Origin of the sequence: Mesorhizobium sp. B1-1-5 (assembly GCF_006443065.1) — a bacterium.
GTDB lineage: Bacteria > Pseudomonadota > Alphaproteobacteria > Rhizobiales > Rhizobiaceae > Mesorhizobium.
Window position 1 is genome coordinate 1 of sequence record NZ_VFWS01000136.1, and the last position, 13788, is coordinate 13788.

Genomic DNA, 13788 nt, shown 5'->3' on the forward strand with positions numbered 1-13788 from the left:
TGGCGCTGCGAAGCAGCGACGGATTGGGGGAACCACCTGGCAATCAAGCCTCAGGTCGATCAGTCGCGCCAGTCACAGAACATATGTGCATAGCGTAACCTGGATGGTGGGGAGATCAGCGAAGCCTCAGTTCTCGGTCGGCACCGTCGGCGTCTGGCCGGGCGTCGGGGTGGAAAGCGATGTCGGGTGCGGCTTTGGCGCTTCGCCCGGACATTCGTCCTTGATCCTGGTCCAGGACGTGTTGTTGAGAACCACGTCGCAGCGGGCGAGGTAGCTCTCGCCGGCCAGCGTCAGGCACGCCGTCTCGCCGACGTTGAAGGATTTGCCGTTGGCAAGACAGGTTGGCGCCGCCAGCAACGACGTCGGCGAGCCAAGCGCCAAGGCAAGGCCGGCTGGCCAGAAAAGAAATCGGATCGCCATTCAACCCCCACAGCAAGCCGCATCAAAGACGGGATTTGTGGCGATACTGGGTCCGGGAGCCTGGCAACGTCTCAGGCGGGCTGCAGACTGAGGTCGATAGCGACCGGCACGTGGTCGGACGGCTTTTCCCAGGCGCGGACGTGCTTTTCCACCGAGGCCGACGAGAAGCGGTTGGCGGCTTCGGGCGAGAGCAGCAGGTGGTCGATGCGAATGCCGTTGTTCTTCTGCCAGGCGCCGGCCTGATAATCCCAGAAGGTGTAGACGCCAGCCGAGTCGGTCACGGCGCGTACCGCTTCGGTGAAGCCGAGATTCTTCAGCCGGCGGAAGGCCTGCCTCGTCTGCGGCTGGAACAGCGCGTCACCCAGCCAGTTTTCGGGAAACCGGGCATCGGCGGGTTCGGGAATGACGTTGTAGTCGCCAGCCAGCACCAGCGCTTCCTCGAGCCGCAGCCGCTCTTGCGCCCAACGCTCCAGCCGCGCCATCCAGGCGAGCTTGTAGGAAAACTTCCGTTCATCGTCGACCGGATTGCCGTTCGGCAGATAGAGCGAAGCGACGCGCAAGGCGCCCTGGTCGGTGGAAAAAACGCCTTCGATGAAGCGGGCATGGTCATCCGCATCATCGCCCGGCAGGCCGCGATTGACCTCGTCGAAGGGAAGCTTCGACAGGAGAGCGACGCCGTTAAAACTCTTCTGGCCGTTGGTCTCGACATTATAGCCCAGCGCCTCGATCTCGGCGCGCGGGAACTGGTCGTCGACAGTCTTGATCTCCTGCAGGCACACGATGTCCGGCGCGCTTTCGGTCAGCCAGTGGGTGAGGTTGCCGATGCGGGCGCGAACGCCGTTGATGTTCCAGGTGACGATCTTCATGAGGACCTCAATGTTCTTCGGACGGCAGGCGTTCGACGAGGCCGATCGTATTGCCTGCGGGGTCCTTTAGAAAGGCCATCCATTCGCTTTCCCCCGCCGGGCCGAACCGCCCCTCGGTGTCGCGGTGGACGAGCGTCGGCGGCGCGGTGAAGGGAATGCCCGCGGCCTTCGCCCCGGCGTGGAAGGCTTCGAGGCCGGCGATGTCGAGATAGACGGTGCCGGCCGGAACGCCGTCGGTGAAGAGGAGGCGCACATCACCGGCCAGTATGAACGCGATGCCGGGCGGATCGTAGCGAGCGTGCACGTTCAGACCAAACACGTCGCGCCAGAAAGCAAGCGTCGCATCGAGATCGCGGCCAGCCGAGAGCGCGACCTGACGGACCGCGCCGATGGCGGGCATCGGGCTATATGGAGAAGCTCGTGCCGCAGCCGCAGGAGGCGACCGCGTTCGGGTTCCTGATCTGGAAGGACTGGCCCATCAGGTCGTCGACGAAGTCGATCACCGAGCCGCCCATATAGACCAGCGACAGGTCGTCGATCAGGACGGTCGCGCCGTCCTTCTCGATGGCGACATCGTCATCGTTGCGGTCGCCTACCAAATCGAACTTGTAGGAAAAGCCGGAGCAGCCGCCGCCTTCGACGGAAACGCGCAGCGCCGTCTTGCCCGGTTCGCCGGAAACAATCCTGGCGATCCGCTTCGCCGCGGCATCGGTCATCTCGACCTTCATGGCAGTCTTGGCATCCGCGCCCATCGGCGTCACCTTGCTTTCCGTTTCACATGATAGGTATGAAGCGGGCAAGCCTGAGTCAACTGGTGGATCAATGGACGAGCGGCAGGGCAAGGATGCTCTCGGCGACATCGGGTTCGGCGACCGGCCGCGCGCGACCTATGCGAGCGACCCGGCGCGCTCGCGCGGCCGCCTGTTCGAAGAGCCGGAAAGCCCGACCCGCACGCCGTTCCAGCGCGACCGCGACCGCATCATCCATTCCACCGCCTTTCGCCGGCTGAAGCACAAGACGCAGGTCTTCGTCGCGCATGAGGGCGATCACTACCGCACACGGCTGACGCATTCGATCGAGGTGGCGCAGATCGCCCGCGCGCTGGCACGGGCATTGCGCGGCGACGAGGATCTCGCCGAAGCCGTGGCGCTGGTGCATGATTTCGGCCACACGCCCTTCGGCCACACCGGCGAGGACGCGCTCAACGAGAAGATGGCCGCCTGGGGCGGCTTCGATCACAACGCGCAGTCGCTGCGCGTCGTCACGCGGCTCGAGCGGCGCTATGCCGAATTCGACGGGCTGAACCTCACCTGGGAAACGCTGGAAGGGCTGGTCAAGCACAACGGCCCGCTGACCGACGCGAGCGGGAAGGGGCTCAAGGGCCCGGTGCCGCAGGCGATCCGCGACTATTCGGAGCTGCACGATCTCGAGCTCGACCGTTTCGCCGGCATCGAGGCGCAGTGTGCGGCGATCGCCGACGACATCGCCTACAATGCCCATGACATCGACGACGGCTTGCGCGCCGGCCTGCTGACGCTGGACATGCTTGGAGAGGTCGGTCTGCCCGGCTCGATCCTGAACGGCGTGCGTGCCAAATATCCTCAGCTCGACGATGTGCGCACCGGCCACGAGCTGATGCGCCGGCAGATCACGTTGATGGTCGAAGATGTCATCGCATCGACCGCCGCCAATATCGAGCGACTGAAGCCGGACAGCGCCGAAGCGGTGCGCGCGGCCGGCGAGACCCTGGTGACCTTCTCGGCCAGCATGGCGGCGGCCGAAAAGGAATTGAAGGCCTTTCTCTACAAGCATCTCTACCGGCATGCGGAGGTGATGCGCGTGCGGGCCGATGCCGAACAGATCGTGCGCGAGCTATTCGACGTTTATTTCGCCGATCCGCGCGCCATGCCCGACGGATGGCGCGAAGGGCTCGACCGGGCGGAGGATCGCATCAAGGCGCGCAGCGTCGCCGACTTCCTGGCCGGCATGACCGACACCTATGCCTTGAAGGAACATCGGCGTCTGTTTGACCATACGCCCGATTTGAGCTAGGGCGAGCCTCGATTTTGCCGGCCGTCGAGCCGGTCGCCTCTTAAAGCCCAGAGCACTTCCGATGAATATCTTCGCCGATTTCAACGCGCGGATCATAAAAGCTGTCGAAGCCCTTGACCTGAAAGACAAGGATGGGGCCGCGCCCGACCTGTCGCGTGTCGCGGTCGAGCCGCCGCGTGACGCTAGCCATGGCGACCTCGCCACCAACGCGGCGATGGTGCTGGCCAAGCCCACCGGACAGAACCCGCGCGCGCTTGCCGAGAAACTGGCCGAAGCGCTACGGGGCGATGCTGATATTGCCTCGGCCGAGATCGCCGGGCCTGGCTTCGTCAATCTCAGGCTGAAGGACGCATTCTGGCACACGCACCTGACGGCGCTGCTCGGCGAGGGGCGCAATTATGGCCGCTCGACCGTCGGCGGCGGCCGCAAGGCCAATGTCGAATATGTCTCGGCCAACCCGACCGGCCCCATGCATGTCGGCCACTGCCGCGGCGCCGTGGTCGGCGATGCTTTGGCCAATCTGATGGCCTTCGCCGGCTACGACGTGACCAAGGAATACGTCATCAACGACGCCGGCTCGCAGATCGACGTGCTCGGCAGCTCGGCGTTGCTGCGCTACCGCGAGGCGCTTGGCGACGATATCGGCGAGATCCCGCCCGGTCTTTATCCGGGCGACTATCTGGTCCCCGTCGGCGAGGCGCTGGCCAAGGAATTCGGCCGCGGCCTGCTGCAGATGCCGGAAGAGGAGGCGCTGGCGATCGTCAAGGACCGCACCGTCGATGCGATGATGGCGATGATCCGCGAGGATCTGGCGCTGCTCAACGTGCATCACGACGTGTTCTTCTCCGAGCGCACGCTGCATGCCGACAACGCCAAGAAGATCCGGGCGGCGATCGCCGACCTGACGCTGAAGGGCCACATCTACAAGGGCAAGCTGCCGCCGCCCAAGGGCGAGAAGCCGGACGACTGGGAAGACCGCGAGCAGACGCTGTTCCGCTCGACCGCGGTCGGCGACGACATGGACCGGGCCCTGGTCAAGTCGGACGGCTCGTTCACCTATTTCGCCGCCGACGTCGCCTATCTCAAGGACAAGGTCGACCGCGACTTCGTCGACCTGATCTATGTGCTCGGCGCTGACCATGGCGGCTACGTCAAGCGGCTCGAAGCGCTGGCGCGCGCGGTTGCCGGCGATGCCGTCAATCTTACCGTGCTGCTTTGCCAGCTCGTAAAACTGTTCCGCGACGGCGAGCCGGTCCGCATGTCGAAACGGTCCGGCGATTTCATCACGCTGCGCGAGGTCGTGGAGGAGGTCGGCCGCGACCCGATCCGCTTCATGATGCTTTACCGCAAGAACGACGCGCCGCTCGATTTCGACTTCGCCAAGGTCACCGAGCAGTCGAAGGACAATCCGGTGTTCTACGTGCAGTACGCGTCGGCGCGCTGCCATTCCGTTTTCAGGCAGGCGAGCGAGCAGCTCGGCGAGGCGAACTTCGATCGCAACCGGCTCGCGGCCTCGGTGGCTGCGCTGGCCGACGAGGGCGAGATCGCGCTGATCCGGAAGCTGGCCGAATATCCGCGGCTGATCGAGTCTGCGGCGCTTTCGCTGGAGCCGCACCGGCTGGCATTCTACCTCTACGATCTGGCTTCCGGCTTCCATGCACAGTGGAATCGCGGCAACGACAACCAGGACTTACGTTTTGTTAAGGTTAACGACCGAGAATCAACTTATGCCAGACTAGGGCTGGTGCAGGCTGTTTCGGATGTTTTGACCTCCGGCCTGACGCTGATCGGGGCAGACGCGCCCATCGAAATGCGTTAGGTTTAACTAAAAAACCTGTCACCTTTTGCCCACATTGCGCTGGTAAGGGCCAACCCTGCGCGACGTCCATGGCGTCCGACTGTGTGCGAGTTCGGGAACAATAATGGCAGACAGAACCCCGCTGAAAGTAGCCGACCACAACGACATCGCCGACGATGATCCGTTCGCTGAACTGACCCGGATCATGGGTTTCGATCCGCGCCAGCCGGTGAGGCAGCCGGCCCCCGCGGCCGAGAAGGCCAATCAGGCCGTGGAGGCTGACGATTTCGACATCGACCTCGAGAAGGAGTTGATGGGCGAGTTCGACTCCGTCGAGGAAAGCGCGCCGGTCGCTCAGCAGGCTGCACTGCATCAGGTCAGCAAAGAGCCTGCCTTCGAGGCTGCCGCCGCCGCGAATGACGACGAGCTTACTGCTTCCTTCGAGCAGGATTTCGTGTTCGACGACGCGGCGGATTATGCCGACTTCGCGGTGACCCGTGCGCCGGAGCCGGATTTTGCGCCGCAGCCGCAGGCGGCGCTCGAACCGGAAGTCGCGCCAGAGACGCATTTTGCATCTGAGCCGCATTTCGCGACCGAGCCACAAGGACCTTCCGAGCCGGAAGTCGCTTTCGACGACGATTTCGACAAGGCCGTCGCCAGTTCGCTCGATGCCTCGCCGGTCGAAGATGATCTTGCGATCGACCGGGAAATGGCGGCTTCGCTGGACCAGGATTTCCAGCTCGACCATCACGAGCCTGCCAACCTCGACGATCAAGATCTCGCCAACCTCGACGATCAAGAGCCGGCCGACGCGCGTCAGGACGCCGTCGAGGCCATGCAGGCCGCAAGCGAGGCGGCGTTCGACGCCGATTTCGACAACGCGGTCCAGATGTCGCTCGAAGACGAGCTGTCGTTTGAGAGCCACGAGCCGGAGCAGCATGCGCAGACCGCCGAGCCGGTCGAAGCTCATGCAGCCGCCCCGCTGATTTCCGAGGATGATTTTGCCGGTCATTTCGATCAGGCGATGACCGATGTCGATATCAATCTCGGCCAGGATATGGATCTCTGCCAGGGTCAGGATCTTCAAGAGCCTGAGCTGTCGCTCGACGACGAGCCTGCGCCGACGGTCGAGGCGCCGGCCGAGACGGCTGCCGCCGAGCCGGAGCTCGCGGCGCCCGAACCTGCCGCTGCGCTGACCCTCGATGACGATTTCGAGCTGAGCTTTCGCGATGCGTTGAACGAGGAGCCGCAAGCTCCGGCGGTAGAGCCCGTTGCAGCTGTGCAACCGGCCACGGTAGAGCCTTCTCCCGTCGTCGCGGCTCTGGTTCCGCCTAGCGCCGCCGTTGAGCCCGTGAAACCGGCCGCCAGCGAGCGCAGCCTGGAAGACGAGCTCAATGCGCTGCTTGGCGCCATGACCGCGCGGCCGATGCCGGCCATCAGGGAGCCTGCTCCCTTGCCACGGCTGGTTGCGCAACCTGTGAGCTATGAAAGCGAGAAGGCCGAGACCGACGATCTCGACTGGAATCTCGACGAGCAGCAGCCGTCGCAGAGCGGCGAGGGCGGTCAGCCGGTTGAAAGCGACCTGGACGACATGCTCGCCAGCGAGCTCGATCACCAGGATTTTGCAACCTCGGCCAAGGCAGAGCCTGCGGTCGATTTTGACGACGACGCTTTCGGCGCCGCTTTCGCCCGGAGTATCGAGGCCGAGCAGGAGGCCGCGCGGGCGAAGGCAAATTCGTCCGATTGGCTGCATTCGACGAACGCCGAGCCGGCAAGGTCGTGGAGCCGCTCGACCCCCACCGCCGCTCCGCCGGTGCAGGCTTCGTTTGCGCAGCCGGCAGCCTCAGCGCCGGTGCAGATGGCCGCGCCTTCAGCGCCAACGCAGGTGGCGGCGCCGGCCTACCGCAGCGAACCGGCTACGGATTATTCCGCCTACGCCAAGCCGGCGCAGACGCCCGTGCCGCAAGCCCGTGAGCATGATGACATGCCCGACGTCGAGACGGTCGACGTGCCCGAGCGCGTGGTCGCGCTCGCGGACGACCTCGACATTCCGGAGCTCAGCTTCGAAGAGGACCAGCCGGCCGCACCCGCATATGACGATCTCGATGCGGAATTCGCCAGCCTGCTCACCGACATGAACGCGACGGAGATCGCGTCGGCGCCGACACAGAGCCGTGGCTATGACGACGAATCCTACAATGCCGGCTTCAATGGCTATGATCGTCGCGACTTGCGTGCCGAGGCTCCGGCGGCTCCAGCGGCCCCGGCTGCATTTGCCGTCGCGAACGGTTACGATGCCGATGATTTGCCCGGCAGCCGGCCGGTTTCGCAGGCGGACGATTTCGCCGCCGATGAGCTCGACTATGATCCCGAGCTCGAAGAAGCGATGGCGATCCCCGGGCTCGCCGAGCGCGAGGCGGCGCAGCCGCGCCGGCGCGGCGTGATGATCGCGGCGCTGGTCGGCGCAGTGGTGGTTTTCGGCGGTCTTGGCGCGCTGGCCTTCTCCTTCGGCGGCAAAGGCGGCGGCGCGGCCCCGGTGATCGTCAAGGCCGACAATTCGCCGATCAAGGTGAAGCCCGAGAATCCCGGCGGCACGGTGGTGCCGAACCAGGACAACAAGGTTTACGACGCGGTCGCCAAGGGCGGCGGCGCGGCCAAGCCGGCCAAGCCGGCCGAGCCGGTGCAGCAGAAGCTGGTGAACACCACCGAGCAGCCCGTGGATCTGGCATCGAAGGAACCGCCGCAGAGCCGCGTGGTCGAGCTTTCGCCCAACGATAATGGCGCCGCGGCCGGCACTGACGCCGCCAGCGATCCAGGCACAGCGTTGCCCGGTGTCGCGCAAGCGGCTGTGCCCGCAAGCACGCAACCTGCCGCGCCCGCAAGCGCGCAGCCTACCGCGCCGGCAAGCGCGCAGCCGGCGGCACCGGCGCCGAAGTCGGAAGACCGCATCGCCCAGGTGCTGCAGCAGGATGCCGAGAACACCGCCAACAACGATGTCGTCGCCGTCGCGCCGCGCAAGGTGAAGACGATGATGGTGAAACCCGACGGCTCGCTGGTGCCGCGCGAGGACCCGGCTCCAGCCGCTGCGCCGAAGGTTGCCGCGGCCGAACCGAGCGATCCGGCGCCGCAACATGTCGCGCCGGCCTCCGACGGCCAGCAGACGGGAACCGTGGCTTCCGACGCGGGCCAGGCCGTTACGGATCAGGCCGATGCGCCGGCCGTCAAGCCGGTGAAACCCGCGAAGAAGACTGAAGCCAAAGCGCAGTCGGCCAACACGCCGGCAGTGGTGCCGGTGGCGCCGGCGCGTCCGTCCGACCAGCCGGTCGATATCGTCGGCGAGGTCAAGCCGGACCAGGTCGCTTCGATCGATCCGGCGGCTGCCGCCGGCGGCGGCTCGTGGTCGATGCAGATCGCCTCGCAGCCGACGGTCGAAAGCGCGCAGTCGACCTATCAGGACCTGCAGCGCCGCTATGGCGGCGTGCTGTCGGGTCGCACGGCCAACATCGTCAAGGCCGAGGTCGCGGGCAAGGGCACCTTCTACCGCGTCCGCGTTGCGGCCCAGTCGCGCAACGATGCGATCAGCCTTTGCACCAGCTACAAGGCTGCCGGCGGCAACTGCTTCGTATCTCGCTGATTAAATCAAGCCTATCAAAGCCGGCGCCGCCGCGAGGCCGCGCCGGCTTTTCGTTGTGGACGGTTGCGGGCTTTGGCTGGTCCGAGGGCAGGGGTGATTCCCTTTGCTCGCTCAAAGCCTTAAGCTTCCGGGCATGAGCGAATCAAAATCCATGATCCTCGGCTGCGCCGGGAAATCCCTCACAGAGGACGAAATCCATTTCTATCGGGACGAACGTCCCTGGGGCTTCATCCTGTTTGCGCGCAACATCGGCGAGGCCGGGCAGATCCGCGACCTCGTCGCCTCGATGCGCGACTGCATCGGTCGCCCGGACGCTCCGATCTTCATCGACCAGGAAGGCGGCCGGGTGCAGCGCCTGCGCCCGCCGTTGGCGCCGAACTACCCGGCCGGGGGCGCGCTTGGCGCATTGTGGCGCGACGATCGCGAGGCCGGCCGCCGCGCCGCCTGGCTGATGGCGCGGCTGCATGCCTTCGATCTCTCGCGCCTCGGCATCACCGCCGACTGCCTGCCGGTGCTCGATGTGCCCGTCGAAGGCGCCAGCGACGTCATCGGCGCGCGCGCCTATGGCAAGGAGCCCAACGCCGCGATCGAGCTTGGCCGGGCCTCGGCCGAGGGGCTGATGTCGGGCGGCGTGCTGCCGGTGATGAAGCATATTCCCGGCCACGGCCGCGCCTTTGCCGACACGCATTTCGCGCTGCCGACCGTCGATACGCCGCTCGAGGAACTCAGACGGCATGATTTTGCCCCGTTCAAGGCGTTGAACGAGCTGCCGATGGCGATGACGGCGCATGTCGTCTACGGCGCGGTCGACCCCGACAATCCGGCGACGACGTCCGCCAAAGTTGTCGATCAGGTGATCCGCGGCGAGATCGGCTTCGACGGGCTGCTGATGAGCGACGACACGTCGATGAAGGCACTTTCTGGGGATTTCCCGACAAAGGCGGCCTCGATCCTTGCGGCCGGCTGCGATCTCGTCCTTCACTGCAACGGCGTTTTCGAGGAGATGTCGGGGATCGCGTCGCGCACGACGGCGCTGTCAGGCAAGTCCTTGCAGCGCGCCGAGCGGGCGCTGACCTATATAAAGGATCGCGACGTCGCCGATGAAACGGCCATACGCGCAGAATTCGCCACCTATTTCGAAGCGGTGGCCTGAACCGAAGGGACGAAAGGCAAGTGGCGGAGACATTGGAAGGCAAGGCCGCGAAGGCCGCACCGATGGACCGCTTGTGGGCCGAGAACGACGATTCACGCCTGACCGGCGACCCGTCGCTGGTCGTCGACGTGGCGGGTTTCGAAGGCCCGCTCGATCTTCTTTTGCATCTTGCCCGCAACCAGAAGGTCGATCTGGCGCGCATTTCTATCCTGGCGCTTGCGGAGCAATATCTGGCCTTCGTCGAAAAAGTGCGGGCGCTGAGGCTGGAGCTTGCCGCCGACTATCTGGTGATGGCGGCGTGGCTGGCTTTCCTGAAGTCGAAGCTCTTGATCCCGAAACAGCCGGGCGAGGAGGGCGAAAGCGGCGAGGAACTGGCGGCAGTGCTGCAATTCCGGCTGAAGCGCCTTGAAGCCATGCGCGACGCCTCGGCGCGGCTGGTGAACCGCAACCGCCTTGGCCGCGACGTCTTTGCGCGCGGCATGCCGGAAATGGTCATTGTCGAGAAGCGCAACAGCTTTTCGGCTTCGCTCTACGATCTGCTCACCGCCTATGCGCAGCAGCGCCAGCGGCAGGCGATCAACAATGTGACGATCGCCCGGCGCGCCGTGTGGTCGCTCAAGGATGCGCGCGAGGTGCTGGCGCGGCTGATCGGCTCGGTCGGCGACTGGACGACGCTGGACAGCTTCCTGATCGAATATCTGGCGGCGCCGGAAGAGAAGCGCACGGCGATGGCCAGTTCCTTCGCGGCGACGCTCGAGATGGTGCGCGAGGGCAAATTGGAAGTGCGGCAGGACCAGGTGTTCGCGCCGATCTATCTGCGCGGCCGCGCAGAAGGGGTAAGGGCAGTCGAGGTGGTATCATGAGCGAACGCGCCAACGCTTCGGTCATCCCGTTCAAGGTCGAGGACGAACCGGAAGACGAGATGGCCGAGCAGGGTTCCATCGAAAACCCGGCCGAGCGGCTGCAATTGTCGGAAGCCGTGCGCATGGCCGAGGCGATCATTTTCGCCAGTGCCGAGCCGGTCAGCGAGAAGCAGCTTGCCGCGCGCCTGCCGGAAGGCGTCAACATTGCCGCCGCAATGGTGGACCTGCAGGAAATCTATGCCAAGCGCGGCGTCAACCTGGTACGGGTCGGCGATGCCTGGGCTTTCCGCACCGCCGGCGACCTGGCTTTCCTGATGAGCCGGGACTCCGTGCAGCAAAGGAAGCTCTCGCGCGCGGCGCTCGAAGTGCTGGCGATCATCGCCTATCACCAGCCGGTGACGCGCGCCGAGATCGAGGACATCAGGGGCGTCGAAACGTCGAAGGGCACGCTCGACACGCTGCTGGAAACGGAGTGGGTCAGGATGCGCGGCCGCCGCCGCACGCCCGGACGGCCGGTGACCTACGGCACCACGGACGCTTTCCTCGATCATTTCGCGCTGGAGGAGATCCGCGATCTGCCCGGCATGGAAGAGCTGAAGGGCGCTGGCCTGCTCTCGACGCGCATGCCGGCGAATTTCTCGATGCCGGTGCCGCCGGCCGATCCGGACGCGCTCGCCGAAGACGAGGATGCGCTGACCGATATCGACCTCGAGGAGCTCGGGCTGCTGACGCCGCGCGTCACCGACGAGTGATCATCAAATCGCCTCGAATGGTCTATTAGCAGAGGCTGCGCGGATTCGTAGCAAGCCGCTCACGCCGAAAGTGCGTGACATCCGCTAGCCATTTTATCAACTTCGTAGCGGTTGTGTTTGAATCCCCGAGCGAAAACGCATAGATCATCGCCGAGGGAAACCATTCGAGAGAGATTGTTATGGGTTCATTTTCGATTTGGCACTGGATGATCGTGCTGGTCATCGTGCTTCTGGTGTTCGGCCGCGGCAAGATCCCGGAACTGATGGGCGACATGGCCAAGGGCATCAAGAGCTTCAAGAAGGGCATGGCCGACGACGACGCCGACGACAAGCGTACCGTCGAACATCGCGCTGACGAGACTGTTTCGCCGGCCAAGGAAAAGGTCAGCAAGAGCTGATCTTGGTTGTTGCTTTGAGCATGCCGTAGTCCCAAAACCGCTTCGCATTTTTGGGCGGCAGGCACCCGTCGGAATAGATTGTCATGTTCGAAGTCGGTTGGAGCGAGCTGCTGGTGATCGCGGTCGTCATGATCGTGGTCGTCGGGCCTAAGGATTTGCCCAACATGCTGCGCACCTTCGGCCGCACCGCGGCGAAATTGCGCGCCATGGCCGGCGACTTCCAGAAGCAGTTCAACGAAGCGCTGAAGGAAGCCGAGCTCGACGATGTGAAGAGCTCGATCGATAGTCTTCGCGGCCTCAATCCGATGAACGAGGTGCGCAAGCAGCTCAATCCGTTCGAGCAGGCCGCGGCCGATGTGCGCGCCGGGGTCGATACGATGATGAAGCCCAAGCCGGCCGCCGATCCGGCGGCGCCGGCAGCGGAAACGCCGCAGGCCGTCGAGCCGCTCAAGAACGGTGCGACGGACCTGCCCGGCGTCGGTGGACCCGAGGCTGCCTCTGCCGCTCCAGCCTTCCCGGCCATGACCGACGCCTCCGTCACCGCACCGGGTTCGGACACCGCCGTGCCGGCCAAACCGGCGAAAAAGGCGGTGACCGCCAAGGCAAGGACCGCCGGCGCAGCGGCAAAAATGGCAGCGGCATCAAAGCCGTCGGCAGCGAAAGCGCCGGCCAAATCCTCGCCGGCTGCGGCTAAAGCCGCCGCGCCCGCCAGCAAGGTAGCGCCCAAGACTGAGACAAAACCTGCCGCGGCGAAGAAGCTGGTCGCGAAGAAGGCAACCGACGGCAAGAAGATGACGGGCGGGACCAAGTGAGCGTTTCGGACAAGGAAAAGGAAGAAATCGAGAAATCGTCCGCGCCGCTGATCGAGCATCTCATCGAGCTGCGCCGCCGCCTGATCTGGTCGCTGGGCGGCTTCTTCGTCGCCTTTCTCGTCTGCTTCTTCTTCGCCAAACGCCTGTTCAACCTTCTGGTCGTCCCCTTCAAATGGGCCACACAGTGGGCAGGGCTCGACCCGCATAAGGTCGAGCTGATCTATACCGCGCCGCAGGAGTTCTTCTTCACCCAGGTGAAGCTTGCCATGTTCGGCGGCATGGTGATCGCCTTCCCGCTGATCGCCACTCAGATCTACAAGTTCATCGCGCCCGGCCTCTACAAGAACGAGCGTAGCGCCTTCCTGCCGTTCCTGATCGCATCGCCCATCCTGTTCCTGATGGGCGCTTCGCTGGTCTATTTCTTCTTCACCCCGATGGTCATGTGGTTCTTCCTGGCCATGCAGCAGACCGGCACCAACGACCAGGTGCAGATTTCGCTGCTACCGAAGGTGTCGGAATATCTCAGCCTGATCATGACGCTGATCTTCTCCTTCGGCCTAGTGTTCCAGCTGCCGGTGGTGACCAGCCTTTTGACCCGCGTCGGCATATTGTCGTCGCAGGCGCTGGCCGAGAAGCGCAAATGGGCGATCGTCCTTTCCTTCGTCGTTGCGGCCGTGCTGACGCCGCCCGATCCGATGAGCCAGTGCGGCCTCGCCATCCCGACCATCATTCTCTACGAGGTCGCCATCTGGTCCTCGCGTATGATCGAGCGCAGCCAGGCGCGCGACCGCCTGGCGCGCGAGCAGGCGGAGGCGGGGAGCTCTGCCGCCAGCAACACGCCGGATGCGCCGTCGGCGTAAGTCGCCCGACACAGGGATTTTGAAGGCTGCCGTTTGTCTTGGTGCAGGATTCTCCGTTCATGTCCGTGAAATCAGCCCAAACGCCGGGATTGGTTGAAGCCGCCCCAACGTCGTCATTCTATGGCGAAGCAAGGAGCGAAGCGACGCGGCGCAGACCATAGAATCCATGCCGCGACTTGG

13 protein-coding genes are annotated in these 13788 nt (G+C 64.7%); 9 read left to right on the forward strand and 4 right to left on the reverse strand.

All coding sequences use genetic code 11. The annotated features are described in order from the left end of the window. Window positions 1–126 precede the first annotated feature (126 nt). The 4 genes from FJ980_RS26235 to erpA form a co-directional block, all read right to left on the reverse strand. Window positions 127–420 (reverse strand): hypothetical protein, encoded by a 294-nt coding sequence (locus FJ980_RS26235; protein WP_140546593.1) that lies wholly within the window; start codon window positions 418–420, stop codon window positions 127–129. 71 nt (window positions 421–491) lie between these two features. Continuing rightward, complete coding sequence (gene xth / locus FJ980_RS26240; protein ID WP_095765010.1) at window positions 492–1286, reverse strand: exodeoxyribonuclease III; 795 nt, start codon at window positions 1284–1286, stop codon at window positions 492–494. Between the two features lie 7 nt (window positions 1287–1293). Further along, window positions 1294–1686 carry a VOC family protein gene (locus tag FJ980_RS26245; protein WP_140546594.1) on the reverse strand — a complete coding sequence of 131 codons (393 nt, stop codon included), beginning with the start codon at window positions 1684–1686 and terminating at the stop codon, window positions 1294–1296. 4 nt (window positions 1687–1690) lie between these two features. Then, a complete protein-coding gene (erpA, locus tag FJ980_RS26250) occupies window positions 1691–2038 on the reverse strand; it encodes an iron-sulfur cluster insertion protein ErpA (protein WP_140546595.1) in 348 nt (115 codons plus the stop codon). 70 nt (window positions 2039–2108) lie between these two features. Here erpA and FJ980_RS26255 point away from each other — a divergent pair, with 70 nt between their 5' ends. From FJ980_RS26255 to tatC, 9 genes are all read left to right on the forward strand, one after another. Further along, a complete protein-coding gene (locus FJ980_RS26255; protein WP_140546596.1) occupies window positions 2109–3338 on the forward strand; it encodes a deoxyguanosinetriphosphate triphosphohydrolase in 1230 nt (409 codons plus the stop codon). A 61-nt stretch (window positions 3339–3399) separates the two neighbouring features. After that, entirely contained in the window at window positions 3400–5157 is a 1758-nt protein-coding gene (gene argS, locus FJ980_RS26260; RefSeq protein WP_140546597.1) for an arginine--tRNA ligase, read from the forward strand. A 103-nt stretch (window positions 5158–5260) separates the two neighbouring features. Further along, on the forward strand, window positions 5261–8770 hold the full coding sequence (locus FJ980_RS26265; RefSeq protein ID WP_140546598.1) for an SPOR domain-containing protein: 3510 nt from the start codon (window positions 5261–5263) through the stop codon (window positions 8768–8770). A gap of 133 nt (window positions 8771–8903) precedes the next feature. Further along, window positions 8904–9923 carry a beta-N-acetylhexosaminidase gene (nagZ, locus tag FJ980_RS26270; RefSeq protein ID WP_140546599.1) on the forward strand — a complete coding sequence of 340 codons (1020 nt, stop codon included), beginning with the start codon at window positions 8904–8906 and terminating at the stop codon, window positions 9921–9923. A gap of 62 nt (window positions 9924–9985) precedes the next feature. Further along, a complete protein-coding gene (locus FJ980_RS26275; protein ID WP_140546603.1) occupies window positions 9986–10786 on the forward strand; it encodes a ScpA family protein in 801 nt (266 codons plus the stop codon). After that, entirely contained in the window at window positions 10783–11538 is a 756-nt protein-coding gene (gene scpB / locus FJ980_RS26280; protein ID WP_140546600.1) for an SMC-Scp complex subunit ScpB, read from the forward strand. Before FJ980_RS26275 ends, scpB begins: the two co-directional genes overlap by 4 nt. Before the next feature lie 179 nt (window positions 11539–11717). Beyond that, window positions 11718–11936 carry a twin-arginine translocase TatA/TatE family subunit gene (locus FJ980_RS26285; RefSeq protein ID WP_027167260.1) on the forward strand — a complete coding sequence of 73 codons (219 nt, stop codon included), beginning with the start codon at window positions 11718–11720 and terminating at the stop codon, window positions 11934–11936. Window positions 11937–12019: 83 nt separating this feature from the next. Next, window positions 12020–12748: a Sec-independent protein translocase protein TatB gene (gene tatB, locus FJ980_RS26290; protein WP_140546601.1), complete on the forward strand. Its 729-nt coding sequence runs from the start codon at window positions 12020–12022 to the stop codon at window positions 12746–12748. After that, window positions 12745–13608: a twin-arginine translocase subunit TatC gene (gene tatC / locus FJ980_RS26295; RefSeq protein WP_140546602.1), complete on the forward strand. Its 864-nt coding sequence runs from the start codon at window positions 12745–12747 to the stop codon at window positions 13606–13608. Before tatB ends, tatC begins: the two co-directional genes overlap by 4 nt. The last annotated feature ends 180 nt before the right edge of the window (window positions 13609–13788 follow it).

Excerpts from the sequence above, each read along its gene's own strand:
- FJ980_RS26235 (WP_140546593.1), bottom strand. The coding sequence starts at position 420 with ATGGCGATCCGATTTCTTTTCTGGCCAGCCGGCCTTGCCTTGGCGCTT.
- xth (WP_095765010.1), bottom strand. The coding sequence starts at position 1,286 with ATGAAGATCGTCACCTGGAACATCAACGGCGTTCGCGCCCGCATCGGC.
- FJ980_RS26245 (WP_140546594.1), bottom strand. The coding sequence starts at position 1,686 with ATGCCCGCCATCGGCGCGGTCCGTCAGGTCGCGCTCTCGGCTGGCCGC.
- erpA (WP_140546595.1), bottom strand. The coding sequence starts at position 2,038 with ATGGGCGCGGATGCCAAGACTGCCATGAAGGTCGAGATGACCGATGCC.
- FJ980_RS26255 (WP_140546596.1), top strand. The coding sequence starts at position 2,109 with ATGGACGAGCGGCAGGGCAAGGATGCTCTCGGCGACATCGGGTTCGGC.
- argS (WP_140546597.1), top strand. The coding sequence starts at position 3,400 with ATGAATATCTTCGCCGATTTCAACGCGCGGATCATAAAAGCTGTCGAA.
- FJ980_RS26265 (WP_140546598.1), top strand. The coding sequence starts at position 5,261 with ATGGCAGACAGAACCCCGCTGAAAGTAGCCGACCACAACGACATCGCC.
- nagZ (WP_140546599.1), top strand. The coding sequence starts at position 8,904 with ATGAGCGAATCAAAATCCATGATCCTCGGCTGCGCCGGGAAATCCCTC.
- FJ980_RS26275 (WP_140546603.1), top strand. The coding sequence starts at position 9,986 with ATGGACCGCTTGTGGGCCGAGAACGACGATTCACGCCTGACCGGCGAC.
- scpB (WP_140546600.1), top strand. The coding sequence starts at position 10,783 with ATGAGCGAACGCGCCAACGCTTCGGTCATCCCGTTCAAGGTCGAGGAC.
- FJ980_RS26285 (WP_027167260.1), top strand. The coding sequence starts at position 11,718 with ATGGGTTCATTTTCGATTTGGCACTGGATGATCGTGCTGGTCATCGTG.
- tatB (WP_140546601.1), top strand. The coding sequence starts at position 12,020 with ATGTTCGAAGTCGGTTGGAGCGAGCTGCTGGTGATCGCGGTCGTCATG.